We start from the raw sequence: 25,762 nt of genomic DNA, 5'->3' as shown, positions 1-25,762 counted from the left end.
CACCTCTGAAACAGCTTCTTATCTCTAAATCAGACTAGTGGATTAGTATAGCCACTGCAGCCCGATAACGTCATAATTTGAAAACTCTCCATCTTCGCTGGCACTGAAGCAAGAAAGCATAATTGAGTTAGGATCTACACCTGTTGGAGTCCCAGGTATATGACAAGCTCCATAGCTACCTGTACCCTCACTACCTCCAGAACCACAGCTGTAAGCACGGTTAAACCAGTCTGTATGTCTAAGGCCAAGACAGTGACCAATTTCGTGAGTCATCACATGCTCTACCACATTAGTACCATAACTAGCAGTACCGGGATACACATTTACATATGGATATGGATTTCCTCCACTAGGGAATCCAGCTACACCACCAGCACCGCTACCGCTACTGTACACAGTAATATCAGCACTACCATTTACTCTAACTAACTGAATAGTTAAATTTATTCGATTATAGTTAGCAATGGCCCAATCTAAGCCTGTGCTCATAGTGCTATTTAGACCATAACCTCTAACAGTAATAGTCCCTGAACTAGCAATACCTGTATTACAAGTATAGTATTGCTCATCCTTAGCATTTACGATTCTATCTTCGTACAACTGATTTATCTGTTCAGGACTAAATATCATATCACCCTCTACGAGATAATCGTCTCCATGCCTCATAATATCAGAAGTATCAAAGTGAAGCTCCGTAAGTTTTTGAATGATGGATTCCGGAATTTCTTCTCTGTTTACTTCTACCTCTTCGGCAGCAGGATCATTACAAGAAAAGTTTAGAAAGCTGCATCCCACAAGACATAGGAATGCCATACCAGATCTGAATGATTTTTTCATCATGGTTTTTTGGTTTAGGTTGTAAAATAATTTGATAATAAGGTACCTAATCAAAAAACCAATTGAAATCGAATTTTCCCTCAAAAATCATACACACAAGAATTAACCAAAATTACATGGAATCACCTCTCTAAAAATATAAAAAGATGATAGTAAGTGATTTATGAAAATAAGTAATCTTATACATATCATCTTTTATGAGATTTCCTGACCTATGATGGTTTATGACTTTAAATAATGGTGATTTATTACACTCATTTTATTCCATTAACATGTTTAGTACAAGTAATGCAATAAGATCTCATCATAATATGAAAATTGCCCAGTAGCATTTGCTGAAAAACATGAAAGAAAAACCGATCGGCTGTCATAAGTTGTAGGTGTGCCAGGAACATGGCAAGCACCCACACCTCCGTCACCCTCGTTGCCACCTGATCCACAACTATAAGAACGATTAAACCAATCAGTATGTCTAATACCTATAGAATGACCAATTTCATGCACCATAACATGAGTAGTTACATTCATTCCATAACTGGTAGTGCCAGGCAAAACATTGATATAAGGATATGGATTACCCCCTGAAGGAAAACCTGCCACGCCACCTGCACCACTACCACTACTGTATACAGTTATGTCAGCAGCACCCGTAACTCGAAGAAAGGAAATTTCCAGTCCTAATGCATTGTATCTGGATATGGCGAGATTTAAAGCACTGTTCATAGTACTATTTAGACTATAACCCCTTATAGTAATTACTCTTGGATGAGAAACAATCCCTGCCGTGCATGAATAATAATGTTCGCCATTTACGTCACTAATAGTCTCTTCATAAAGGGCGTCAATCATTTCCTCAGAAAAAACCATATCTCCTTCCACCAAGTAATCATCTCCATGCCGCATTATATCAGAAGTATCAAAATGGAGTTCTTCCAGTTTCTTAATAATAGATTCAGGAATATCGTTTTGCGACATAACAGGCTCCTCCACTGCAGGATCTGAACATGAGGAGAAAATGAAGTTGACAACTACCAGACTTACAATTACGAGTCCGGATTTCAATGATACTTTTATCATGACTTTATGGTTTAGGTTAAAAATAAACTTGAAATAAAATATTCATTTCAAACGCCTTTTTAAAACCACTTTCATCACAAAAGTCATTTGGCAGATACGGCATGAAAATTACATCATGCATTCATCAGAATATGCTAATCATTTCATCCTCAGTAGGTCACAATTTTATATAAGATATTGCATCCTTTAAAAAAGTCAGAATGCTTTATAAAAAAAGGTAATTACTTTAAACAGGAGTAATTAATTACACAAGCAAAAAAGCCAGAGCTAACGCTCTGGCTTGCAGAAATACAATTCAATGATTAATGATGGGTTAAACTATTAATATAAATATTCTAAAGCTACTCTGTCATAGTAAGAGAACTCACCGTCCTCATTAGCGCTGAAGCAAGATAGCATGATAGACTGCGAATCGATACCTGTAGGAGTACCTGGGATGTTAACTGCTCCAACACCACCAGAACCTTCGTTACCACCTGATCCACAGCTATAAGATCTGTTCATATAATCTGTGTGACGTAGACCTAAGCAATGACCCATTTCGTGAGTCATTACGTGCTCTACCACATTTACACCGTAGCTAGCAGTACCAGGATAAACGTTAACACTGTTGTAAGGTGCACCATTTCCTGTAGGGAAACCAGCTACACCACCAGCACCGCTACCTGAACTTCTTACAAGAATATCATAGCTACCAGTAGTTCTAACGAAAGTTAAGCCGATGTTTAAAGCATTATAATTAGCAATGGCCATATCAAGACCTTGACTCATAGTGCTATTAAGACCATAACCTCTAACTCTGATAGTTCTAGGAGTACTTACCAGGTTATAAGTTCTGTACTGCTCTCCTTGTGGACCTTCCACAATAGTAGGCTCAGCCATATTAGCTAATGCCTCAGGAGTAATGATCATATCACCTTCTACAAGGTAATCATCACCCACTTTTTTAATACCTTCGGTATTGAATTGTAAATCTTCCAATCTCTGCAAAACAGATGCAGAAATTTCGTCTCCTTGATTTACTTCTGGGGTTGCTTCGGTAGCATCTTCACAAGAAGTGAAAACCATAGCGCTACCAAGTAGGAATGCAGAAAGCATCCCTGCTTTGAAAATGTTTGATTTCATAAAAATTTGGTTTAGGTTGAATTGCATTTCTGCAGCCGCAAGGTAGCCAAAGGTTTAGCCCAATAAAAATCGCTTTATTAACATTAAATTAATCATGTAATAAAATGATAAATATTAGAAAGTAATCTGATAATTATTTAATAATATTTAATCATCAATCTAACCCATATTTTCCCATCATTATATATGTTTCATACAATATTGAAATTGTTATTATTGACTGCTCTTGTGAGCATTTTTACCAATGACACTTTTGCTCAAATTCAAGACTCAACCTACTGGAAAGCCTATCTTAACAAAGAAGCCTTCGAACAGATAAAAAGCAGCGAAAACACTAAAATAGATGGATTTAAACCGGGTTACTACATCCTTCAGCACACCTTAAAGCAGGAGCGAGATCTTATAAATTCTGAAGAAATAGAGCTTAGCCGACAGCTTAACAACGCATACAGCATTATTTACATTAAAGCCTCCTATATTTATAATCGACTGAAAATCAATCACATAATTGGACCAGCCAACAATCGTTGGAAATTCACCAAGAAGCATGTAAATAGTATAGAAAATTCTCTTTTTAATTCTTTTATTATCAATGTGAGAAATTTCGAAAAATGTAAGGAAACTTGGCTAGATTCCAAATACATAGAGATTATAGAAGAATACAAAAAAACTAATACATTTAGAGTAATTATTAAAGATGACAATTTTTTAAAATCGCTGGTCACTAATGATGATGTGATCTTTATTAATCCTTCTTATGGCACTCCCAAGGATGAGACTTCAGTAATAGACCTGAACTTATCAGTGAATAAAGTAAGCTACAATCATGATAAATACCCCAACTTCATAGGCGTGGGACAGCACGTTTCTATAAAAGAGCAGGGTATGGATCTAACAGATATCGATTTATTGGGCAGGGTGCAAAATACTAATACCGAAACCCAATCAAGACATGCCACTGAAATGGGCACTATTCTAGCCGGTGCAGGTAACACCTCTCCTAAAAGTAAAGGAGTAGCCTACGGCGCAGAGCTTTTCTCATCTAGCTACGATAATATCTTTCCGGATGATCTTGAGTATTTCAGCAGCAGGGGTATTTATTTACAAAACCACTCTTATGGCACACAACTGGAGAATTTTTATGGCGCAGAAGCTGAAGCGTACGACCTATTCTCTCATAATAACCCCGAAATCCTTCATATTTTCTCAGCCGGGAATAATGGTTCTGCGAGCGACACGGTATACACCTATGCTGGTACCACCAACTACGCCAACCTAACGGGCAATTTTAAAATGGCTAAAAACATAATCACGGTAGCCTCAGTAGATACCACTTATAAACCCGACCCCTATGTTTCAAGAGGTCCTGCTTATGATGGACGTATTAAACCAGAAATTTCTGCCTATAGCACCTTTGGTTCTTCGTCAGCCTCAGCACTGGTAAGCGGCATTGCCACTACATTGCAAGAGCACTACGTTAGTGAATATGACGCAATTCCAGAGGCCTCTTTAATAAAAGGCATTTTACTTAATAGTGCAGATGAGGCTGGTCCTGAAGGTATTGATTTTAAATCAGGCTTTGGGAGCGTCAATTCCAAAAGAGCAGTGGAAGTTATTAAGAATCAAAGTTTTACAAGTGATGAGATGCCTCCTGATGATGAAAAGACTTTTGTACTTAACATGCCTGAAAATGCCAGAAACCTCAAACTCATGCTCATCTGGAATGATCCTGCCGCTACAGTAAATGCAGATAAAGCTTTAGTCAACGACCTTGACTTATCTTTAGAGTTCGGGGGTGAAACATGGTTGCCCTGGGTATTAAATAGCTACCCTCATAACGACTCTCTGGCTTTACCCGCCAAAAGAATGGAAGATCATTTAAATAACATGGAGCAGATCACCATCAGTAAGCCTGAAAGTGGTGATTACTCAATTAAGGTGAACAGCATCCACGCTCTTAGTAGTCAAAGGTTTCACCTTATATATCAGTGGGATTATGAAAGCTCTTTTGAGTGGGTTTACCCAACCGCCAGTGATAACATGCCTGCCTATGATCAGCTTTCATACTTTCGATGGGAATCTACTTTTACAGATAATGGCACTTTAGAAATCAGTTATGATAATGGCGCCAACTGGTCGATCATTGACAATCAAGTTGATCTGAAAAAAGGCTTTTATCAATGGACTCCTCCGAAGGTAAATACTCTAGCTCAGGCACGCATAGTTACCACCGAAGCCTCATTCACCTCCCCCACCTTCACCATTTCACGGCCTATTGAGGCTCAGGTGGGCTTCAACTGCGCAGATAGTGTATTGCTAATCTGGAACAATCAATCCGGAGTGGAGCGTTACAACATTTACACACTTGGAGAACAATATTTAGAAACCATTGCTACCACTAGCGATACTGCCTTCATGTTTAGCAAATCCGATTATGATCAAAATTTATTCTCTATTCGACCCGTGCTGTCAAACGAATATGAAGGCGCTCAAAATGCTGTTTTCGACTATAGAATTCAAGGGGTTGATTGCTACCTGGGAAGCTTTTTAGCACTTGAAGACCAGCAAAACGAGCTGGTGAACCTCACTTTAAGCATTGGAACCACCTATAATGTAAAAGAAATCACTTTCCAGAGGGCTGATGGCTCAGAATTTACCAACATCTCCACTCTATCTCCAGATGGCACCACCATATCTTATACTGATTCAAACCCAATCCAAGGATTGAGTAGATATAGAGCAATCATTACGCTCAACTCGGGTCTGGAAGTTATGAGTGAAGAAGCGCTGGTTTACTTCCTTTCTGACCAACCTGTACTCATTTTCCCTAACCCGGTACAGGAACAGCAGGCCATATCAGTCTATACTAAATATAATCCGGGTGATAAATATATTTTACGCCTTTACAACACTCAAGGCCAACAGGTATTTGCTACTACATTACTTTCAGAAAGAGAGTTTGTACCATTAGATGGAATACAGAAAGGCCTGTATATCTACACCATTTCAGGTGATAACATAAACTATAAATCCAAATTGGTTATTGAGTAGCTTGTTTATGCATCTTCAAAACCCTGTAAGTTTTTAAAACTACGAGTAAAACATTCACTACTAGATAGATAAGGATAATCAATCTGGTATTGCTACTATCAAAGAATGAAGTAAAGTATTGGATAACAATAAATAACAAGAGGAAGAAATCAGGGCTCTTTTCCACACCATCGGTAAGCTGAGCACTCAATAAGCGCCCAACATATAAAATAGAATAGCCAAAAACTATCAGCATAGCAGTGAGGCCGTCATAAGTAAGAAAAGCCAAAACAGCTATGATAACATGAAAGCCTTGAAACAACCACATACCATAGGAGATATGTGGAATTCTTAATAATGCCCTAATGATCTGAATTAGATTCATAAAACTAATGGCCATCACAAGAACTTCTATTACAGAAAATGAGCTACCATCAGGTAAGTTGATAAACGCATAAGCCTTCGGAAAAATGCAAAGTAATAATATCAAAGCGCCTAAAACCTTCACTTCGGCAAAGCCTAATCTCGCTTTTACCAATAAATTTCTTTTATACTGGTCGTAGTATTTAGCAGTATTTACTGCACCCACACTAATTGCCGACACTATATAAACCAACGAATGCTCTACATTAAATAAGAAGATGAATATCAGCGCAAAAGCACATTGATTAAGTAATTCAAAAAAGTGATCTGTAAACTCGCCCATTGCTGAATCCGAATGAGTAGCTCTAGCCATCTCACCATCCAGATGATCGCAGATGACTTGAAAAACGATCAATACAGCTATAACGGTAAAATTAAGCGTAGACGCAAAAACCTGAGCATAAGCCAAATAGGTAGCTAAATATATTGCCAGATGACCTGCTACGGTAAGGACCAACGGTGAAGATAATTTTGGCGGCCTGAGTGCTTTTCTAAAAAAGCCCTTTAATAAAGACTGCCCTTCTACCCTATATTCATAAGAATTCATAGTTACAAATAAAAGAAAAAGAACCCTTAGGGCCAGACTTACCGTTATATAGATTTGACCCACATAATATTAAATTAATATTATCTTTGCATTCAATTAATAATTAGGAATAAGGGGAATGAGAGAAAGAATTAAATTATTTTTACACTACGGCCTTTTTTGGTTAATCTTTTTTATATCAACCAGAATTATTTTCCTGACTTACTACTACGACAAAACCGCTGAGCTATCTTTCACTGAGATACTGCTCATGTTTACCCATGGTATTCGTTTAGACTTATCCGCCACAGGCTACTTTCTACTCTTACCAGGCTTATTCCTTACTATTTCACCGTACATCACTAACAAACCAGTAAGATTTTTCTTCCATATCTACACAGGTCTTATGCTTTTCATAGCATCATTTATTGTGGTCATGGATCTTGAGATGTACAAGCACTGGGCCTTTAGGTTAGATGTTACACCTTTATTATATATTGGGCAGGACACAACCATTGCCATTGAAGCACCCGCTTTGAGTTTACTCATCTTCATCTGGCTACTGATTTTTGGTGTTTTTATGTACCTATATTCAGTTTACATTTATCCGTATCTGGTAGACATCTCAAAGTCAACCTGGAAGCATTCATTCATTCCTCTTATTCTTACGGCACTGCTTATAGCCCCCATTCGTGGTTCTTTCGGTGTGGCTCCTATAAATGTGGGCACCGTTTATTATGATAATGAACACCTTTTTGGCAATCATGGCGCCATTAATGTGGTTTGGAATGTTGGGTATGCCTTAAGAAAATTGGAGAAACTGGAATATCCGGAAAACATCCTAGATGAGGATAAAACTGATCAATATTTCAAGCAACTGTATACGTCTTCGGGAGAAACTGAAAAGGTGCTGACCACCGATAGACCAAATGTAATAGTAATTGTAATTGAAAGCTTCACCTTCAGACTGATAGAACCTTTAGGTGGGATTCCAGGAGTAGCTCCAAACCTCAGCAAAATAGCTACCGAAGGACTTCTTTTTGATAATATCTATGCTTCTGGAGACAGAACAGACAAAGGTATAGTAAGTGTACTTAGTGGTTACCCGGCTCAACCCACGGGTTCGATTATTAAGTATCCTAAAAAGACTCAAAACCTCCCCTTCCTTAGTAAAAATTTTAATGAAATGGGGTATGAAACAGGCTTCACATATGGTGGAAGCATCGACTTCGCTAACTTCAGATCCTACTTCACCACAGCTCAGTTCGATCATTTAACACATTCATCACAGTTCGCTGATTCTTTGAATAACAGCAAATGGGGAGTACATGACGGACCTGTCTTTGAGAAATTTTATAAAGAAATCAACGAGCTAAAAAGCCCGTTTTTTAAGGTAATGTTAACCCTCAGCAGCCACGAGCCTTTTAATGTGCCTATGAAGACGGTTTTCGAAGGAGATGATGAAGTTTCCAAATTCTTAAACTCGGCACATTATACTGATAAGTCTTTAGGAGAATTTATGGATAAGGCCAGGCACTCTGACTGGTGGGACAACACTCTGATTGTAATTACAGCAGATCATGGTCACCCTACTCCTGATAATGAAGGGTTAGCCAACCCAGATCGTTACAGAATACCCCTAATCTGGACTGGTGGAGCTTTAGCACAAAAAGGCAGAGTTATTCACAACATTGGTAGTCAAACAGATATTCCTAACACCATCCTCGGGCAAGTATCTACTGTGAATAATGACTATATATTCAGCAACAATCTTTTAGACAAAAACTATCATGATTTTGCTGTGTTTATCTTCAATAATGGTTATGCTTACATAGATGACAATCAGAAGCTTACTTATGACCAAACAGGAAAGCAATATCTTATCAAAGAGGGAGCTAATACTGAAGAGCAATTGTGGCCGAGCTTGTCATACATTCAAAAACTTTACAGAGATTATAATCATAGGTAATCTATGACCGCACAGAAGGCACTTTTTATCATTAACCCTAAATCAGGGACCAGTAGAAAAGCGAACTTTCCAGAGCTGATAAAAGCTCACCTGGATTCTAACAAGGTATCAGCAGAAATTATTTATACTCAATATGCTGGAGAAGGCTCTGAGATTGCTGAAAGGGAAAAGAATCATTATGACATTATAGTAGCAGTAGGTGGTGACGGCACCATAAATGAAATTGCCAAACCGCTGATTAATTCCAATACCACTTTGGGCATTATACCTATGGGTTCAGGTAATGGTTTAGCCAGACATTTGGGGGTACCATTATCACCAAAAGGAGCAATCATGCTGCTCAACCAGCAAACCTCAATGAAAATAGACACCATCAGGCTCAACAAAGACATCTTTGTGAATGTAGCCGGTGTAGGGTTTGACGCTCACATAGCCAGCTTATTTGCAGAGAGTAAAAAAAGAGGCTTTTTCTCCTATGGTATGTTAGCCTTGCAGGAAATTCTAAGATTTCAAAGCACCGATTTTAAGCTTACCATAGATGGTGAAGAAAAGTTTGAAAAGGCTCCATTTCTGGTATCCATTGCCAACTCTAGTCAATATGGAAATAATGCCCATATAGCTCCTGGTGCTGAAATCTCTGATGGCCTTATGGATATTTGTGTAATGAGAAAAGTACCTTTATGGTACTACCCCACCCTGGTTTTTCACCTATTTAATGGTACGCTTACCAGATCCAGATATTATAAAACATGGCAAGGTAAAGCCGCCCACATTCATTTGCTTGAGAGCGAAAAGAACAAAAACATCCATTTAGATGGTGATCCCTATCAGCTCAAAGATGATATTGAACTAGAAGTAAATCCACTATCTTTGAGGGTAGCCTGCAGGGCCTGAAACTTAAATCTTTAGTGTATATCCCATGAAAAACATATTCCTTTTATTAGTCTGTGGTTTGGCATCATCATGTTATGCTCAAGAATTTGATGATGAGGATCTTATTGTCTATGGCGCTGAATTAATTCAGCTCAGTGATGAATATTCGTTTACAGAGGGGCCAGCAGCAGACAAGGAAGGCAACGTATTTTTTACAGATCAGCCTAACAATCAGATCATTAGATGGGATGCAGAAAGTGGAGAACTCACCAAATTCTTATCTAAATCAGGTAGATCAAATGGTATGTACTTCAACAAAGAAGGCCTATTAATTACCTGTGCAGATATGGAAAATCAGCTTTGGTCTATAGACTCTGAGGGTAACCATAAAGTAATCTTAGATCAGGTAGATGACAAACTCTTAAACGGACCAAACGACTTATGGATAGCTCCTAATGGCAATTTATATTTCACAGACCCTCTATACAAAAGAGATTACTGGACACGAAACCCTGAAATGCAACAGCAAGGCAAATATGTATATCTTCTGGATTCAAATGGTGAAGTAAAACCAGTAACCGATAACTACAATCAGCCCAATGGCATAGTTGGAACCCCAGATGGAAAAACCCTTTATGTGGCTGACATTGGGGCTGGAAAAATATTCAGCTATCAAATAAAAAAAGATGGCTCCCTTTCAAAAGAGAAACTCTTCACAAACATGGGATCTGACGGCATGACACTTGACGAGCAGGGCAATCTTTACCTGACAGGAAAGGGTGTAACCGTATTCAACAAAAAAGGAAAAAAGATAGCGTATATACCTGTTCCTGAAAACTGGACTGCAAACATATGCTTTGGCGGCAAAGAGAGAAACACCTTATTTATTACCGCCAGCACCAGTGTTTATACGCTAAAGATGAATGTAAAAGGAGCTCATTAATCCTGAGCAGCAAATACCTTTTTCAAAAGCTCCGTAGTTCTTGCAATAGGATCTTCACGTATTTTCTCCTCTTCTTGAGCTACAAGATAGAATAAACCTTCAATGGCTTTATCTGTAGCATAGTCATCAAGATTAGGGTTTACATCCTCCACCAATGGAATTTTGTTATATGTGTTAATGATGTCGCTATAATATTTAGTGGCATTCACCTTATCGAGGCTACTTTTCATTACTGGCTTAAACTTCGCTTTCAGCTGGGCGGAAGTAGTCTTCATTAAATATTGAGTAGCGGCATCATCTTCACCTTTTAATATATTCCAGGCATCTTGAATAGTCATAGCTTTAATCGCTGTCACGAAAATGGTTTTAGACTCTTTAGCCGCATCTTCCGCACCTCTATTTAATTGTTTTACAAACTTATCAACCTCACCTCCAAGGCCAATTTGTCTTAACTTATCCTCTACCTTTTGCACATCTGGAGGAAAAGGAATTTTGATTTTGGGGTTCTTAAAATATCCATCTAACTGAGATGCCTGCGCGGAACCATTAGATATTCCTTTGGTAAGTGCCTCCTTCAGCCCGGCCGCCACCTGTTCTGTAGTAAGACCTCCGCCACTACCCAGGGCATCATTAATATCACCTATAGTTTTATTTATCTGAGTAGTAGTACATGAAACAATAATTGCCACTACAAAGAGGCATAGCAGTACCTTTTTCATAATTATTTTAATTTAAAATGTATATAGAGCATCTTAATCACCAACAAAACCATAGAAACGGGCCACAATATACTACAGAACATAAATTCATACCCTCCCTTTGTGATTTTTTTCATTAATTTGCGCTCCTTTTAATTTTAAGACAACAATTTATCATGGCATCAAGAGGTGGATTTTCCAGTAAAATAGGATTTATTGCGGCTGCGGCCGGCTCAGCAGTAGGGTTGGGTAACATCTGGCAATTTCCTTATGTAGCTGGAGAAAACGGAGGAGCAGCCTTTCTTCTAATTTACGTAGCGTGGATCTTCCTTATTGGTTTACCTATAATGGTGGGTGAAGTAGCTGTAGGAAGAAACACTGGCGCAAATCCTTTTGGTGCTTACAAGAAATTAGGAGGAAAGAAATGGGCCTGGGTTGGCTTCTTCGGCATTTTATGCGGTGTAATGATTCTTTCATTCTACAATGTAGTTGCTGGCTGGGCATTCGGATACTTTGTGCAACTGAGCTTTGGAGACCTACTTCAACAAAAAGAGTTGAGCAATTATTTTTATAACTACACTGCAGACTTTTCAGATAATCTGATCTACAGTCTGGTATTTATGGTATTAACGGGCTTCATAGTTTACAGAGGAGTTCAAAAAGGTATCGAGGGTACTTCTAAAGTATTGATGCCCACCTTGTTCATTATACTTATTCTCATCATCATATATGGCCTTAATCTACCCAATGCTGCTGATGGTGTAGCTTTTTATCTGGTTCCTGACTTTAGCCTTATCAATGGTGCGACCATATATTCCGCTCTGGGACAAGCATTTTTCTCTTTAAGCCTGGGAATGGGAGCTCTGATCACTTACGGCTCATACATCAGCAAAGAAGACAATATTGTGAACTCTGCCACCTGGGTTACTATATCTGATACTCTTGTAGCCTTTCTGGCTGGTCTTATGATTTTTCCGCTGGTATTCTCACAAGGACAATCACCTAGTGAAGGGCCTGGATTAGTATTCATCGCTCTGGTAGGCATATTCCAAAACATGCCTCCATTGCTGGGTAAATTAGTAGGCTGTAGCTTTTTCCTTTTACTTTGTTTTGCAGCACTTACCTCTACTATCTCATTACTTGAGGTACCCGTTGCTTTCTTAGTAGATCAAAAGAAATGGAGCAGAAAGAAATCAGTAATAGTGATGTCTGCCATCATTTTTGCCTTAGGTCTACCAAGCATGCTTAGCTATGGGGCATCAGACTTGTTCTCAAACTTTGCCTATTACGAGGGTACATCCAAAACGTTTATGGATGTAGTTCAGGACTTATTCTTTGTGGTAAGCTTACCTCTTGGTGGTTTCCTTCTGAGTATATTCATTGCCAGACACTGGAAAGCAAAGAGCCTTTCTGAAGAAATTTCTCAGGGTTATGCGTCTTACAAAGGCTCAGTTATTGAAAAATATTTCAATTTAATGATCACTATGGTATGTCCTGTAGTCTTAGGTTTTATGTTCATACTCACCGTATTACAAAAGTTTTTTGGGGTTTCCATCTTCTAGAAAGGTAATGGTTTTTTAACCTGATATTAGCGGCACTTTATTTCTATAATAGCTTAGTTTTGCAGCGGTAAGATCGTGGTGGTCTTTCATGATTGTAATAGCATAATTTTAGAAATGCATAAAACAAAAGCTGAAATACTGACCATTGGAGATGAGATCCTTTATGGCCAGATTACCGATACCAACTCACAGTGGATGAGTGCCGAACTTGATAAAGTGGGCATAAAAACGGTTAGAAAAACTACCGTAAGTGACTCCCGAGAAGATATACTACAAAGTTTTAAGGAAGCAGAATCCAGAGCTGACATCGTTCTGATTACGGGTGGTCTTGGTCCTACCAATGATGACCTCACAAAACCTTGTCTGGCCGAATACTTCAATTGCGAAGTTGAAATAAATGAAAAGGCATTAGAAGAAGTTACTGCTTTTTTCGCCAGCAAAGGACGTGAGCTTACCCCTGTAAACAGACTTCAGGCGGCCTTACCTATATGCTGCGAAATGGTCAGCAATATTTTAGGTACCGCTCCGGGAATGTGGTTTGAAAGGAACGGCAAAGTTTTCGTCTCCATGCCTGGTGTACCTCATGAAATGAAACGAATGATGACTGACACCATCATTCCGAAACTTCAAGAAGTTTTCAATACGGATGTCATCTACCATAGAGTGGTTAAAACCATTGGTATTGGAGAATCATGGTTGGCAGACCAGATACAGGACTGGGAGCAGAATTTACCAGAACATATTAAGCTAGCCTACCTACCGAGCACTGGAGAAGTAAAGCTTCGATTAACTGCCATTGGCAATAGTAAAGAAGAGCTAATAGCTGAGGTAGCTGATCAGGTTGCTTCATTGCACACTCTAGTAGGCAAATATATTTATGGTTATGATCAGGACACCATCGAGTCTGCCATAGGAGTACTCTTAAGGGATCAAAATAAAACCATAGCCCTGGCAGAAAGCTGTTCTGGCGGCTATGTTTCACATCTCATTTCCCGAATACCTGGTAGCTCCACCTATTTTAGAGGATCCATCATCCCTTATCATAATGATGCAAAAATTGGTATTTTAGAGGTGAAAAAAGAAACATTAGAGGCTCATGGTGCAGTAAGCGAGGAAACTGTTCATGAAATGGCCAATAATGTCCGAAAGAAACTTGGGGCTGACATTGGTATCGCTACGAGCGGGATTGCCGGCCCGACGGGAGGTACTCTTGAAAAGCCTGTAGGCACGGTTTGGATTGCTTTTGCCGATGGTGAGCAAACAATAACCAGGAAACTACAGTTATGGAAAGACAGGCAAGTGAATATCAGAGCCACAGCGGCGGCGGTATTAAACCTGGTAAGAATTAGCCTTTCGGAAACGATTGAAATAAAAGGGTAAAAGCTTACCTTTGCAGAAATTTTAAGAAGGATTAAAATATAAATAGATGGCACTAGTAGAATTAATAATGCCCAAGATGGGAGAGAGTATTATGGAAGCCACTGTGCTTACATGGCTCAAAAATGAAGGAGATACTATTGAGCAAGATGAATCTGTACTGGAAGTAGCTACTGATAAGGTAGATACAGAAGTACCTTCCACCCATGCTGGTGTATTAAAAGAAATTCTGGCCAAAGATGGCGAAGTGGTAGAGGTTGGTAAGCCTATTGCCATTATTGCTACCGATGGAGACGAAGCAGCCCCTAAATCTGACAATGACTCAGCTGCAAGTACTAAAACAGAAGCTCAACCTCAGGAAGCTGTAGCGGCCGAAGTTTCTGCTGAGGCCAGCGATATTGCTACTAAAGATCAAAATGGTCGTTTTTATTCTCCATTGGTAAAAAATATTGCCAAAGAAGAAGGTATAGCCATGGCTGAGCTAGAAAAAGTACCTGGCACAGGTAAAGAAGGTCGTGTTACTAAAAAGGATATCCTTTCTTACGTAGAAAACAGATCGGCAGCACCTGTTAGTGCTCCTGCCGCTTCAAGTAATGGTGTAGCCACCAAAGCTCCAGCAGCACCTGCAAGAGAACCTCAAAGAGTAAATGTCTCTATCGGTGCTGAGGACGAGATCATCGAGATGGATCGTATGCGTAAAATGATTGCTGAGCGCATGGTAGATAGCAAGAGAATATCACCACACGTTACATCATTTGTAGAAGCCGATGTTACTAACCTTGTTTTCTGGAGAAACCGTTATAAAAAGGATTTTAAAGAGAAAGAAGGCGATACATTAACTTTCACTCCTCTTTTCATCGAGGCTGTATCTAAAGCCATCAAAGACTACCCGATGATTAATGTTCAGGTAGACGGCGACAGAATTATAAAGAAAAAAGACATTAATATAGGAATGGCTGTGGCATTGCCATCTGGTAACTTAATAGTACCAGTAATTAGAAATGCTGATCAGCTTAACATTACTGGCCTGGCCAAAAAGGTAAATGATTTAGCAAGAAGAGCTCGTGCTAATAAGCTTACACCTGATGAGCTTTCAGGAGGTACATTTACTATTTCCAACGTAGGCTCTTTTGGTAATGTAATGGGTACACCAATCATTATGCAACCTCAGGTAGGTATTTTAGCATTAGGTGCTATCGTAAAAAAACCTGCAGTGATAGAAACTCCACATGGAGATGCTATAGCTGTAAGACATAAAATGTTCCTTTCTCACAGCTATGATCACAGAGTAGTAGACGGCTCATTAGGAGGCATGCTAGTACGTAGAGTAGCTGACTATTTGGAGCAATTTGATATGCAGAGAGGTATGAATTCGTAAGAATTCATACTCCGTCTAAAAAGGAGAAACAATACTTTAATATACCGAGATTATGATTTAAATTTGGCCTCGTTATTTGAAGAAAACCCTGTAAAGTTTATAATTATGGATATTTCATATATAGGAGATGGCGCTGATTTGTTTATCACAATAGTGGCATGCCTGGCTGGATTTGGAGCTGCACTAGGCTTATTAGATGTGTTAAAAGCTAATAAAGACAATAAATCAGAGGAAGCTTAATTTCTTCCTTGGTTTGAAACAAAAAAGGCTTAGATTTTTATCTAAGCCTTTTTTTATGTCTAATGAACTAGTTCTATTAGTTAATAGAAACCAATTCGATATCAAATACTAAATCTTTTCCAGCTAGCGGATGGTTAGCATCGATTTCGATGTTATCAGCCTCTACCTTAGTAACTAGCACTGGCACAGACTGGCCGTTAGGCTGCTGCATTGCAAGCTGCTGTCCTACTTCAGGATTAAGGTCTGCAGGAAGCTGAGCTTTAGGTACTTGTACCACCATCTCATCATTTCTTTGTCCATAACCTTCATCTGCTGGTATATCTGCAGTTTTAGCATCGCCTACTTTCATTCCAGTAACAGCTTTGTCAAAACCTGCAATCATCATTCCTGAACCTAATTCAAATTCAAGAGGCTCTCTGTCCTTTGAAGAATCAAAAACAGATCCATCAGTTAACTTCCCTGTATAATGTACTTTTACTCTGTCGCCTTTTTTTGCTTCAGACATGTTTTCCTTATTTATTGTTTTGAATTAATCCTTGATTTTCAAGGTACCGCAAAGTTACAGAATTGAGCCTCCAATAAAAAATCAACACTTGGAGCTCTCTATTATAATATTTAAATTCTAACTAATTTCGCACCCGAAATGACATTACTCTACACATTAGAAATTATAGGTACATTCGTATTTGCCATAAGTGGTATTAGGCTGGCCGCAAAGAAGGAGATGGATATCTTTGGTGTTACCGTTATCGGCTTTGTTACGGCCGTGGGCGGAGGTACCACGCGAGATGTTTTATTAGGCAGCTATCCTGTAGCCTGGGTGCAGGATATTAACTACCCCATTGCCATCCTACTGGCACTTCCTTTCACTTTTATATTTCGAAAGTACATTGTTAACATGCGTCGTACTTTTTTTGTGTTTGATACAGTGGGTATTGCTCTTTTTACCATCAGTGGCATGCAAAAAGCATTAAACCTTGGTATTCATCCGGGGTTAGCAATTACCATGGGTATGGTTTCAGCTGTGGTGGGTGGTGTTATAAGAGATATTCTTTGTAATGAGATTCCACTAATTTTCAGAAAAGAAATCTATGCCACAGCCTGCCTGGTGGGTGCCATCGTATTTTTCCTACTCGAACACTATGAAGTTTTCAGTCAAAACATCAACTATATAGCCACCATCATTACCATTATTATCATAAGAGTAGTGGCTATAAAATTCAACCTTTCACTTCCTAAAATGAAGGTTTAGAAAGGAGATTTGTACTCCTCTTCAAATTGTTTTGACTTATCCTGAGAGGCATAATACTCACCATAATAATAGGTGATGATTTTATGAAAAGGTGCTGGCTGCTGATATCCAGGGGTTATATTGATGATTTCGAAATCTTCATTAAGAATAACGAAAGATGGGAAGCTTAATTTATTTTGAAGCAACGCAGCCGCAAGCTGATGGTATCCTTTCCTGCCAGACGCTACAAATTTGAAGGTATTTCCTTTGAAAATTATATCTTCTTCCTGCTCAGCATTGAGCTTTACAGGATAGTAATTCTCATTTAGATATGCTGCAATCTCACCTTTATTGAAGGTATCTTTATCCATTTTCTTACACCATCCACACCAGTCAGTATAAACATCTATAAAAATCTTTTTTTTTCTCTTTTTTAGAAAGCTCCACTGCTTCTTCAAAAGTGTACCAGTGCACGCCTTCCTCTTCAGTAGACTTGGCTGGCTCAGTTCTTTCAGCTCCAACAAAAGCCGAGCTTACTACGAAAATTATCAATAAAGCCGATTTAATATAAGTTGAAAAAGTATGTGTCATATTCATCATTTTACCTCTAAACGAGATTTAATATAAAATAATTTCATCAGTTAAATATAGTAATCTATCCTATTTGTTCACTGATGTAATGTAATATTCCGTCATAATTGTCAGGGTGAAACCATTTCATTTCTTCATCTCTTCTGAACCATGTAAACTGTCTCTTGGCATACCTGCGAGAGTTTCTTTTCAGTAATCTAATGGCCTCACCCCTGTCATATTCACCATCCAGATGATCAAAAATTTCTTTGTAACCTACGGTTTGCAGTGCATTAATATGCTTTAAATGGTGAAAATCTTTTGCCTCCTGAAATAACCCCTGCCCTATCATGATATCCATTCTCAGGTCAATTCGCTGATAAAGTTCTTCTCTGGGGCGCTCCAAGCCTACTTTAATTATTTTAAATGGCCTTTGTTTTTTCTCGTCTGTTCTAAGTTCAGAATACTTATGCCCTGTACTTCTGATTACCTCCAGTGCCCTGATCACCCTTTGTGGATTTTGAAGATCAACTTGTCCATAATAATCCGGGTCAGCCTCTTTGAGCTCTTCCACCAGAAAAGAAAGCCCTTTTCCTTCCAACTCTGCCTTTAACTGACTTCTTACTTCCGGATCTATTTCAGGCATATCAGCCATACCATCGGTCAAAGCTTTTACATAAAGGCCTGATCCTCCGGTGAGGATTACTACGTCATGAATCTCAAATAAACGCTCCAGCAACTCAAGCGCATCCCGCTCATAATCACCAGCATTGAAATCTTCATGGATGGAATGAGAATTTATGAAATGATGCTTTACTTGTTGCAGCTCATCAGCAGATGGCTTCGCAGTACCAATTTCCAGTTCTCGAAAAACCTGTCTGGAATCCGCAGAAACTATTTCTGTTTTATACTCTTGAGCGAGCCTTATACATAGATCTGTCTTACCCACCGCAGTGGGACCTACCACAACAATTAAACTTTTCACAAAAAAATATTTTCAACAAAGCTACTGCTAATAGCCCTATTATACCAATATCTATAATGTGTCGATCCTACATTAAGATATATTTATTATATTCACAGCGATGAATAGTAAGGGTCAAAAAGAACTGAGTTTAGAGAACAAAGTTGATGAGCTAAAACAGCAACTTTACGAGGAGCAGAACAAAAACGCCTTTACTAATGCCATACTCGAAGGTGGATCACTCATAATATGGGCCGTAAACACTGATCTAAACCTCATTTCATTTAACCAGAACTATTTCAGACACTTCCTTCAAAAATACTCTGATGGACTGGTGGCCTATGAAAACAAAGGCCGAATAAAAAGCGAAGATGCTGACCGTTTCTGGAAAAGGCATTATCAAGAAGCCCTCACCGGTGCCAGCACTAACTTTGAAATTCGGATAGATATCAATGGAAAATATTCCTGGAAAGAGGTTTTTCTAACACCTATCTACGATACACTAGGTGAGATTACTGGAATTTCAGGCCTGGCTCATGACATTACTGATAAGATGCAGTCTAAAATAGATCTGATTATCAGTGAAGAAAAGTTCAGGAACATATTCGAGTCATTCCAGGATCTATATTTCAGGTTTGATTTTGATGGTAAGCTAATCATGCTGAGCCCTTCTGTGGTAGATATTATCGGCTATACAGAAGAAGAAATTCTGGGCATGGACATCATCGATTACTATAGAAGTAACAGAAAAACGGCCTTTTTAATACGAAAGCTCACCGCCTCAAAACGGGTGAGAAACTTTGAAACTGACCTTTTGCATAAAAACGGAAGGATTGTTCACTGCATCTGCAACATCAGAATAATAAGCGATGATGAAGATACTCCTTTATATGTAGAAGGTGTAGCCAGAGATATCAGCGAGTTGAAAAAGACTCACCAGGAGTTAGAGCGCAGTAAGGAGTTTGCCGAAAGATCATTAAAAGTAAAAGAGCGTTTCCTGGCTAACATGAGTCATGAAATAAGAACTCCTTTAAATGGTATCATGGGAATGTTGCATTTATTGGATGATTCTAACCTCAGTGGCAAGCAAAAACAACATATAAAAGCCCTAAAAGGCTCATCAGAGATATTACTTAACATTCTTAATGACCTGCTAGACCTCTCTAAAATTGAGGCTGGAAAGATGCGTATTAATAAAACTAATATGCATACCCGGGCATTAATGAATAAGCTGGAGCTACTATACCATCCGCAGGCGGAAGAAAATGGCATTGCTCTTAAATTCAGCATTGGCCAGCACGTGCCGAAATATATCTTCTGTGATGAAACCAAGCTAATTCAAATCTATTCCAACCTTATAAGCAACAGTATAAAATTCACCCCCGAAGGAGGTACTGTAAATGTAAATCTGACGTTAGCAGATCGCAGATCAAATAGAACTAACATTGTGCTGGAAGGGAGTGTAGAAGATAACGGTATAGGGATAGATAAGAAAGATCAGGAAAAGATATTTACTAGCTTCACTCAGCTTGATAGTTCAAGTAGTAAATCTTACAAAGGCACCGGTTTAGGCCTGCATATATCCAAAAAATTAATTAAATTATTAAAAGGAAAGCTAACTCTGGAGTCAGAGGTAGGAAAAGGCAGCCGTTTTACTTTCACTTTCCAAACTAAAACGGCAGATAATCTGGAAGCAAAACCTAATGATGCTTCTATAAACCCCACCCTATCTTATGCTCCACTGATATTATTGGTAGATGATAATAAGGTAAATCTGGACCTGGCCTCTGAAATACTGAGAAATGCAGGCTGCAAGGTAAATACAGCCATGCGTGGTGATGAGGCTTTAAAAAAATGTAAGACCAATCATTATGATTTGGTACTAATGGATATACAAATGCCTGATATGGATGGTTATGAAACCACCGCTCGGATAGTGGCTGAGTGTAATGAGGCTCCGCCAGTGATAGCCATGACTGCATATTCTCTGGATAGCGATGAGGAAAGGTTTGCAGATGCCGGCATGAGTGACTTCATTGCTAAACCCATTAAACCGTCCATATTAATACAAAAGGTAGAATCATGGACCAATAAACGAGAAAATAGCGTTTTAAAAGAAAAAGATGTGCCTCAAAGCACACTTTTATCCGATATTGATATGGCTACTTTAGAAACTTTGCGTAAATATGCAGGTACTGAAGTTCTAAATGAGACACTGAAAGAGTTTGAGAAAGAAAGCAAAAAGCAATTAATTGACATTGCTCGCTCCTTTAAAAACAAAGATTTTGATGTAACTTTGAACATTTTACATGCCCTAAAAGGAAACGCTTCTACTTTAGGTGTTGAAAAAATGGCGCAACAGGCTGAGCTAATGGAGGATAGGCTAAAAACCAAAGAGTATTATAACTTTGAGGAAGGTTTATCTACCTTGCGAGTCTTATATCAATCATTTTTAAATGAGGTTGAAAACTTAATGAATTAAACTGTAGAATAGATGGCAAAAAGAATTTTACTTGCGGATGACAGTCCTGTTATTCAGACCCTTTCGAAGAAGATTTTCTCAGGTCAGGGATACCACATTAAGGGGATCAAGTCAGGGACTAAGGTAATTGAGGAAATTGAGAAGAATGATTATGATGTTATAATATTAGACATCATATTACCAGGTGCAGACGGTATGCAGCTAGCTAAGCAAATTCGTGAGTTAAGTGACTCTAAGAAAGCTAATATGCCTATTATAGCTATCTCTGGTAACTACAAAAACTACGCTAAGTCAGATTTCGATGATGTGGGCATAAATGAGTACCTCATTAAGCCACTAGACTATGATGCGTTAGTAAACGCGGTGAAAAAATACACTAGCTAATGACAATTAAGTACTCTAATCATTTTTTAAACAAGCTCGAAGATCTGCTTGCAGAAACCGACTATATTTTAAGATATGAGAAGGGTAACTTTAAATCAGGGTGGTGCATCCTGAACGATAATAAGGTGGTGGTAGTGAATAAGTATTTTGCTTTAGATGGGAAAATCAACTGTCTGCTAGATATAATCAAGACGGTGGAGATTAATCCTGGCCAGCTAAGCGAAAAGAACCAAAAACTTTACCACGAACTAGTACAACCAACATTAGAGCTGTGAGGGTGACCACATTAGGCACCGGAACATCTCAGGGCGTACCTGTGATAGCATGTGATTGCGAGGTATGCTTATCATTAGATTACCATGATAAGCGTACCCGCACTTCTATTCACATAGAAACAGAAGGCAAAAGCTTTATCATAGATACCGGACCCGATTTCCGAAATCAGGTACTCAGAGAAAGAATAAAGCAGCTGGATGCTATTATCTTCACCCACGAGCACAAAGATCACACTGCAGGCCTCGATGATGTACGGGCATTTAACTTTAGGCAACAAAAAGACATGCCTATTTATGCCAAGCACAACGTAATAGAACAGCTAAAACAAGAGTTTAGCTACGCTTTTGGCGAGAAAAAATACCCCGGAGTTCCTCAAATCAAAGTTTATGAAATAGACAATTCACCTTTTGAAGTAGAGGGTGTACTCTTCACTCCTATTCAGGTGATGCATCTGAAACTACCGGTGTTCGGCTTTAGAGTGAAAGACTTTTCATACATCACAGACGCCAATTACATTAGCGAGGAAGAAAAAGAAAAGGTAAAAGGCTCGAAGGTATTGGTGCTGAACGCACTGCAAAAAGAAACACACATTTCTCATTTTAATCTGGAGCAGGCCATAGCTTTAGCTGAAGAAATTGGCGCCGAACAAACCTACTTCACACACATAAGCCATAGAATGGGGCTGCATAAAGAAGTAAAAACCGAACTTCCTGATAATATGCACCTAGCCCATGATGGTCTAACTATAGAAATGTAGTTACATGCACAATAATTACTATTTCCTAAAGCAACTTTCAGCTGCCTTAACTCCACGCCTGCAAAACGCAGAGCTGGTAGAATGTTTCTCTCAAAATAAAAATGAGGTGATATTCGGGTTTAGCGGACAAGAAGATCTTTATATAAAAGCATCTTTATCTCCATCCTTTTGCTGCCTGTCATTTCCAAATGAATTCAGCCGAGCGAGAAGAAACAGTGTTGACCTTTTTCAAGTGATTATTGGCAAAAAGGTTTCTGACATTAAAATGTACGAGAACGAAAGATGTTTTGCTCTCATTTTTGAAGATGATGACCACCTTCTGTTTAAAATGCATGGCAATAGGTCTAACATCATTCTTTTTCAGAATAATGACATCACAGAAGTATTTAAAAAGGGCCTTAAAAATGATTTTAATTTAACGCTTGATGAATTAGACAGGCCATTAGATCAAAGTAAGGATAATTTCATAGCTGAAAATGGTGATATAAAAACCCTTTTCCCAACCTTCGGTCCACTGATCAAGGATTATCTCAAGAATAAATCTTATCAAGAGAAAGATATTGAAGAGAAATGGGAAATCATTCAGAGTGTTCTCAAAGAACTGAATGAAGGCATCTTTCACCTTACAGAACTAGATGAAAGCTTACAGTTTAGCTTACTTAAGCTCGGTGACATTAAAGCCAGCTACCAGAACCCAATTGACGCTGTTACTCAATTTTTCATAAAATATATCTCTGAAGAAAGTGCAAGGCACATAAAAAAACAGCTTTTGGGCGGTTTGGAAAAGAGCATCAGGCAAACCGAAGGATATATTAAAAAGACCGGAGATAAGCTCAAAGGCATTGAAAATCAGCAGAATTACAGTCAGCTAGCCGATATTATTATGGCTAACCTGCACAACATTGCTCCTCACAGCACAGAAACTACGCTCGATAATTTCTATGCGGACTACGCTCCCATCACCATTAAATTAAAAAGGGATCTCTCACCTCAAAAAAATGCGGAGAACTATTACCGAAAGGCAAAGAATCAGGCCATTGAGATCAAGTCTTTGAAAAAAAACATATCAGACAAAGACGATTTTCTTCTGGAACTGATGATGAAAAAAGAAGAAATAGAGCAGACTGAGGATTTCAGGCAACTCAAATCTTTTGTTAAGGATAAAAATAAAGAAGAAGAAGAAAAAACCAGTCACAAGCCATTTTATCAGTTTAAGGTAAACAACTATGATGTCTGGGTAGGTAAAAACGCTAAGAATAATGATTTACTTCTGCAGCAATATGCCTATAAAGAAGATCTTTGGCTGCATGCTAAAGATGTAACTGGCTCTCACGTGCTGATTAAACACCAGGCGGGAAAAGGCTTCCCTAATGATGTGATAGAGAAAGCCGCTCAAATTGCCGCTTATTACAGCAAAAGAAAAACAGACACCTTATGCCCTGTTATTGTCACTCCGAGGAAATACGTGCGCAAGAGAAAAGGAGACCCGGCTGGCATGGTGGCTGTAGACAAAGAAGAAAGCGTAATACTCGTTCCGCCTAGTAATAAGGTATAAAAAAAGGTGTTCCTCTTTCTAGAAACACCTTTCAATTATCTTATTTAAAAGAACTTAATCTACCACGTTAAATTTAATGGTGTTAGTTCTTGCTCTATCCTGAATAGGCATACTAGCAGTAGTGATAAATACATCACCTTTCTCTAAGTGGCCATTCTTAACCAGAATATCTTCGATATCAGCAAAAGTTTTATCTGTAGATTCCTCTTCATCATAATAAAAACCTCTTACACCCCAGATTAGGTTCATAGTGTTTAATAAAGGTCTGTTAGAAGTGAATATAAAGATATGTCCTTTTGGTCTTCTAGCTGCCAATCTAAAAGCAGTATAACCAGAAGCTGTCATACCGATAAGCGCTTTAGCACCAGTAGCTTTAGCTAATCTACATGCTCCTAAGATAAGTGCATCATGATTATATAAAGGATCTTCTCTATCTGGTAAGTCATGCTTGTAGTATACATTAGCCTGTCTTTCTACGCTGGTAATGGTTTTCACCATACTCTTTATAACCTCTACAGGGAATAAGCCAGCAGCAGTTTCTGCAGAAAGCATTAAAGCATCAGCACCATCCATTACAGCGTTAGCCACGTCATTGGTCTCCGCTCTGGTTGGTCTAGGGTTTTCAATCATACTCTCCATCATTTGAGTAGCGATGATTACCGGCTTAGACAGTTTATTACACTTCTCTACAATCATTTTCTGAGCCATTGGCACTTCTTCCATGAAGATTTCAACACCAAGGTCTCCTCTAGCCACCATTACAGCATCTGTAGCTTCAATGATAGCATCGATATTTTTAATCGCCTCAGGCTTTTCAATTTTAGCCACAATACGACTTGTTTTACCTGCTGCTTGAATTCTACTTCTTAGGTCATGGATATCTTCAGCTGTTCTTACGAAAGATAATGCCACCCACTCTATATCATGAGGTAGTCCAAACTCAAGATCTTTAACATCTTTTTCTGTTAAAGATGGAGCAGATACCTTAGTAAAAGGCATATTAATACCTTTTCTAGACTTTATTTTACCACCGAAAACAACTTCAGTTTCTACTTCCTTACCGCTTTTACCAGTAACTTTTAGCTCTATTTTACCATCATCTATAAGAATGATATCGCCGATTTCTACATCATCTGGCAAGCCTTGGTATACAGTGCTGGCCTTTTCGCTGTTACCCACCATATCTTCAGTGGTGATCACGAACTTCTGACCTGTTTTAATTTTAGCACCTTTTTCTACTTCACCAAGCCTAATTTTAGGGCCTTGCAAATCCTGAAGTAAACAAACATGACTACCTAGCTCTTCATTTAGCTCACGTACATACTGTATCACCTGTGCGTGATCTGCATGCGTACCATGAGAAAAGTTTAATCTAAAAATGTCTACCCCCTCCTTCATCAGCTTACGAAGCATGTCTTTATCATTAGAGGCTGGGCCCACTGTAGCCACAATTTTTGTTTTGTTAAAGTGTATTTCCTGATCCAT

General features: G+C 38.7%; 24 protein-coding genes. 14 read left to right on the top strand and 10 right to left on the bottom strand.

Features of this window, described 5'->3' with window-relative positions; translation table 11 throughout:
- Nucleotides 1–42: 42 nt before the first annotated feature.
- The 3 genes from LVD16_RS10040 to LVD16_RS10030 all read right to left on the bottom strand — a co-directional run bounded on the left by LVD16_RS10040 (nt 43) and on the right by LVD16_RS10030 (nt 3,039).
- The gene (locus LVD16_RS10040; protein ID WP_233773801.1) at nt 43–840 is read right to left on the bottom strand and encodes a M57 family metalloprotease; all 798 of its coding nucleotides are present in this window, start codon (nt 838–840) and stop codon (nt 43–45) included.
- Between the two features lie 273 nt (nt 841–1,113).
- Nucleotides 1,114–1,914, bottom strand: a complete 801-nt coding sequence (locus LVD16_RS10035) for a M57 family metalloprotease (protein ID WP_233773800.1) — start codon at nt 1,912–1,914, stop codon at nt 1,114–1,116.
- A 321-nt stretch (nt 1,915–2,235) separates the two neighbouring features.
- Nucleotides 2,236–3,039 (bottom strand): M57 family metalloprotease, encoded by an 804-nt coding sequence (locus tag LVD16_RS10030; protein WP_233773799.1) that lies wholly within the window; start codon nt 3,037–3,039, stop codon nt 2,236–2,238.
- A gap of 216 nt (nt 3,040–3,255) precedes the next feature.
- Between LVD16_RS10030 and LVD16_RS10025 the strand changes: the two genes are divergently transcribed.
- Nucleotides 3,256–6,090, top strand: coding sequence for a S8 family serine peptidase (locus LVD16_RS10025; protein WP_233773798.1), 2,835 nt, complete (start codon nt 3,256–3,258; stop codon nt 6,088–6,090).
- On the opposite strand, the gene LVD16_RS10020 is transcribed toward LVD16_RS10025, so the two are convergent.
- Nucleotides 6,080–7,039 carry a CDP-alcohol phosphatidyltransferase family protein gene (locus tag LVD16_RS10020; RefSeq protein ID WP_233773797.1) on the bottom strand — a complete coding sequence of 320 codons (960 nt, stop codon included), beginning with the start codon at nt 7,037–7,039 and terminating at the stop codon, nt 6,080–6,082. The genes LVD16_RS10025 and LVD16_RS10020 overlap by 11 nt on opposite strands.
- Before the next feature lie 118 nt (nt 7,040–7,157).
- Between LVD16_RS10020 and LVD16_RS10015 the strand changes: the two genes are divergently transcribed.
- The 3 genes from LVD16_RS10015 to LVD16_RS10005 are packed head-to-tail and all read left to right on the top strand — an operon-like array spanning nt 7,158 to nt 10,803.
- Nucleotides 7,158–8,987, top strand: coding sequence for an LTA synthase family protein (locus LVD16_RS10015; RefSeq protein ID WP_233773796.1), 1,830 nt, complete (start codon nt 7,158–7,160; stop codon nt 8,985–8,987).
- 3 nt (nt 8,988–8,990) lie between these two features.
- Nucleotides 8,991–9,881, top strand: a complete 891-nt coding sequence (locus tag LVD16_RS10010; protein WP_233773795.1) for a diacylglycerol/lipid kinase family protein — start codon at nt 8,991–8,993, stop codon at nt 9,879–9,881.
- A gap of 25 nt (nt 9,882–9,906) precedes the next feature.
- Nucleotides 9,907–10,803 carry an SMP-30/gluconolactonase/LRE family protein gene (locus tag LVD16_RS10005; RefSeq protein ID WP_233773794.1) on the top strand — a complete coding sequence of 299 codons (897 nt, stop codon included), beginning with the start codon at nt 9,907–9,909 and terminating at the stop codon, nt 10,801–10,803.
- Here the strand turns inward: LVD16_RS10005 and LVD16_RS10000 are convergent.
- Nucleotides 10,800–11,522 (bottom strand): DUF4197 domain-containing protein, encoded by a 723-nt coding sequence (locus LVD16_RS10000; protein ID WP_233773793.1) that lies wholly within the window; start codon nt 11,520–11,522, stop codon nt 10,800–10,802. The two genes, LVD16_RS10005 and LVD16_RS10000, sit on opposite strands and share 4 nt — an antisense overlap.
- 155 nt (nt 11,523–11,677) lie before the next feature.
- Here LVD16_RS10000 and LVD16_RS09995 point away from each other — a divergent pair, with 155 nt between their 5' ends.
- From LVD16_RS09995 to LVD16_RS27730, 4 genes are all read left to right on the top strand, one after another.
- Nucleotides 11,678–13,063 carry a sodium-dependent transporter gene (locus LVD16_RS09995; protein ID WP_233773792.1) on the top strand — a complete coding sequence of 462 codons (1,386 nt, stop codon included), beginning with the start codon at nt 11,678–11,680 and terminating at the stop codon, nt 13,061–13,063.
- Between the two features lie 114 nt (nt 13,064–13,177).
- Nucleotides 13,178–14,443 carry a competence/damage-inducible protein A gene (locus LVD16_RS09990; RefSeq protein WP_233773791.1) on the top strand — a complete coding sequence of 422 codons (1,266 nt, stop codon included), beginning with the start codon at nt 13,178–13,180 and terminating at the stop codon, nt 14,441–14,443.
- Nucleotides 14,444–14,489: 46 nt separating this feature from the next.
- Nucleotides 14,490–15,818 (top strand): dihydrolipoamide acetyltransferase family protein, encoded by a 1,329-nt coding sequence (locus tag LVD16_RS09985; protein ID WP_233773790.1) that lies wholly within the window; start codon nt 14,490–14,492, stop codon nt 15,816–15,818.
- Between the two features lie 105 nt (nt 15,819–15,923).
- A complete protein-coding gene (locus LVD16_RS27730) occupies nt 15,924–16,058 on the top strand; it encodes a hypothetical protein (protein WP_255697902.1) in 135 nt (44 codons plus the stop codon).
- A 76-nt stretch (nt 16,059–16,134) separates the two neighbouring features.
- Here the strand turns inward: LVD16_RS27730 and LVD16_RS09980 are convergent, their stop codons facing one another.
- The gene (locus tag LVD16_RS09980; protein ID WP_233773789.1) at nt 16,135–16,563 is read right to left on the bottom strand and encodes an FKBP-type peptidyl-prolyl cis-trans isomerase; all 429 of its coding nucleotides are present in this window, start codon (nt 16,561–16,563) and stop codon (nt 16,135–16,137) included.
- 138 nt (nt 16,564–16,701) lie between these two features.
- On the opposite strand from LVD16_RS09980, the gene LVD16_RS09975 reads away from it, so the two are divergent.
- Complete coding sequence (locus tag LVD16_RS09975; protein ID WP_233773788.1) at nt 16,702–17,310, top strand: trimeric intracellular cation channel family protein; 609 nt, start codon at nt 16,702–16,704, stop codon at nt 17,308–17,310.
- On the opposite strand, the gene LVD16_RS09970 is transcribed toward LVD16_RS09975, so the two are convergent.
- From LVD16_RS09970 to miaA, 3 genes are all read right to left on the bottom strand, one after another.
- Nucleotides 17,307–17,747, bottom strand: a complete 441-nt coding sequence (locus LVD16_RS09970) for a thioredoxin family protein (protein ID WP_233774584.1) — start codon at nt 17,745–17,747, stop codon at nt 17,307–17,309. The genes LVD16_RS09975 and LVD16_RS09970 overlap by 4 nt on opposite strands.
- Nucleotides 17,683–17,880: a hypothetical protein gene (locus LVD16_RS09965; protein ID WP_233774635.1), complete on the bottom strand. Its 198-nt coding sequence runs from the start codon at nt 17,878–17,880 to the stop codon at nt 17,683–17,685. Before LVD16_RS09965 ends, LVD16_RS09970 begins: the two co-directional genes overlap by 65 nt.
- A 64-nt stretch (nt 17,881–17,944) precedes the next feature.
- A complete protein-coding gene (gene miaA, locus LVD16_RS09960) occupies nt 17,945–18,844 on the bottom strand; it encodes a tRNA (adenosine(37)-N6)-dimethylallyltransferase MiaA (RefSeq protein WP_233773787.1) in 900 nt (299 codons plus the stop codon).
- A gap of 100 nt (nt 18,845–18,944) precedes the next feature.
- Here miaA and LVD16_RS09955 point away from each other — a divergent pair, with 100 nt between their 5' ends.
- Genes LVD16_RS09955 through LVD16_RS09935 form a run of 5 tightly spaced genes read left to right on the top strand, consistent with a single transcriptional unit; the run spans nt 18,945 to nt 24,277 of the window.
- Nucleotides 18,945–21,305 (top strand): PAS domain-containing sensor histidine kinase, encoded by a 2,361-nt coding sequence (locus tag LVD16_RS09955; RefSeq protein WP_233773786.1) that lies wholly within the window; start codon nt 18,945–18,947, stop codon nt 21,303–21,305.
- A gap of 12 nt (nt 21,306–21,317) precedes the next feature.
- Nucleotides 21,318–21,689, top strand: coding sequence for a response regulator (locus LVD16_RS09950; RefSeq protein WP_233773785.1), 372 nt, complete (start codon nt 21,318–21,320; stop codon nt 21,687–21,689).
- Nucleotides 21,689–21,964, top strand: coding sequence for a hypothetical protein (locus tag LVD16_RS09945; RefSeq protein ID WP_233773784.1), 276 nt, complete (start codon nt 21,689–21,691; stop codon nt 21,962–21,964). The genes LVD16_RS09950 and LVD16_RS09945 overlap by 1 nt, the downstream gene beginning before the upstream one ends.
- Nucleotides 21,961–22,722, top strand: a complete 762-nt coding sequence (locus tag LVD16_RS09940) for an MBL fold metallo-hydrolase (protein WP_233773783.1) — start codon at nt 21,961–21,963, stop codon at nt 22,720–22,722. Before LVD16_RS09945 ends, LVD16_RS09940 begins: the two co-directional genes overlap by 4 nt.
- A gap of 4 nt (nt 22,723–22,726) precedes the next feature.
- Complete coding sequence (locus LVD16_RS09935) at nt 22,727–24,277, top strand: NFACT RNA binding domain-containing protein (RefSeq protein WP_233773782.1); 1,551 nt, start codon at nt 22,727–22,729, stop codon at nt 24,275–24,277.
- A 54-nt stretch (nt 24,278–24,331) separates the two neighbouring features.
- Here LVD16_RS09935 and pyk read toward each other — a convergent pair whose 3' ends face one another.
- On the bottom strand, nt 24,332–25,762 hold the full coding sequence (pyk, locus tag LVD16_RS09930) for a pyruvate kinase (RefSeq protein WP_233773781.1): 1,431 nt from the start codon (nt 25,760–25,762) through the stop codon (nt 24,332–24,334).

The sequence above is a fragment of the Fulvivirga ligni genome (assembly GCF_021389935.1).
Taxonomy (GTDB): domain Bacteria; phylum Bacteroidota; class Bacteroidia; order Cytophagales; family Cyclobacteriaceae; genus Fulvivirga; species Fulvivirga ligni.
This window is presented reverse-complemented; position numbering and strand designations above follow the sequence as displayed.

Coding starts and splice junctions, on each gene's coding strand:
- LVD16_RS10040 (WP_233773801.1), bottom strand. CDS start 840: ATGATGAAAAAATCATTCAGATCTGGTATGGCATTCCTATGTCTTGTG.
- LVD16_RS10035 (WP_233773800.1), bottom strand. CDS start 1,914: ATGATAAAAGTATCATTGAAATCCGGACTCGTAATTGTAAGTCTGGTA.
- LVD16_RS10030 (WP_233773799.1), bottom strand. CDS start 3,039: ATGAAATCAAACATTTTCAAAGCAGGGATGCTTTCTGCATTCCTACTT.
- LVD16_RS10020 (WP_233773797.1), bottom strand. CDS start 7,039: ATGAATTCTTATGAATATAGGGTAGAAGGGCAGTCTTTATTAAAGGGC.
- LVD16_RS10015 (WP_233773796.1), top strand. CDS start 7,158: ATGAGAGAAAGAATTAAATTATTTTTACACTACGGCCTTTTTTGGTTA.
- LVD16_RS10010 (WP_233773795.1), top strand. CDS start 8,991: ATGACCGCACAGAAGGCACTTTTTATCATTAACCCTAAATCAGGGACC.
- LVD16_RS10005 (WP_233773794.1), top strand. CDS start 9,907: ATGAAAAACATATTCCTTTTATTAGTCTGTGGTTTGGCATCATCATGT.
- LVD16_RS10000 (WP_233773793.1), bottom strand. CDS start 11,522: ATGAAAAAGGTACTGCTATGCCTCTTTGTAGTGGCAATTATTGTTTCA.
- LVD16_RS09995 (WP_233773792.1), top strand. CDS start 11,678: ATGGCATCAAGAGGTGGATTTTCCAGTAAAATAGGATTTATTGCGGCT.
- LVD16_RS09990 (WP_233773791.1), top strand. CDS start 13,178: ATGCATAAAACAAAAGCTGAAATACTGACCATTGGAGATGAGATCCTT.
- LVD16_RS09985 (WP_233773790.1), top strand. CDS start 14,490: ATGGCACTAGTAGAATTAATAATGCCCAAGATGGGAGAGAGTATTATG.
- LVD16_RS27730 (WP_255697902.1), top strand. CDS start 15,924: ATGGATATTTCATATATAGGAGATGGCGCTGATTTGTTTATCACAATA.
- LVD16_RS09980 (WP_233773789.1), bottom strand. CDS start 16,563: ATGTCTGAAGCAAAAAAAGGCGACAGAGTAAAAGTACATTATACAGGG.
- LVD16_RS09975 (WP_233773788.1), top strand. CDS start 16,702: ATGACATTACTCTACACATTAGAAATTATAGGTACATTCGTATTTGCC.
- LVD16_RS09965 (WP_233774635.1), bottom strand. CDS start 17,880: ATGACACATACTTTTTCAACTTATATTAAATCGGCTTTATTGATAATT.
- LVD16_RS09955 (WP_233773786.1), top strand. CDS start 18,945: ATGAATAGTAAGGGTCAAAAAGAACTGAGTTTAGAGAACAAAGTTGAT.
- LVD16_RS09950 (WP_233773785.1), top strand. CDS start 21,318: ATGGCAAAAAGAATTTTACTTGCGGATGACAGTCCTGTTATTCAGACC.
- LVD16_RS09945 (WP_233773784.1), top strand. CDS start 21,689: ATGACAATTAAGTACTCTAATCATTTTTTAAACAAGCTCGAAGATCTG.
- LVD16_RS09935 (WP_233773782.1), top strand. CDS start 22,727: ATGCACAATAATTACTATTTCCTAAAGCAACTTTCAGCTGCCTTAACT.
- pyk (WP_233773781.1), bottom strand. CDS start 25,762: ATGGATCAGGAAATACACTTTAACAAAACAAAAATTGTGGCTACAGTG.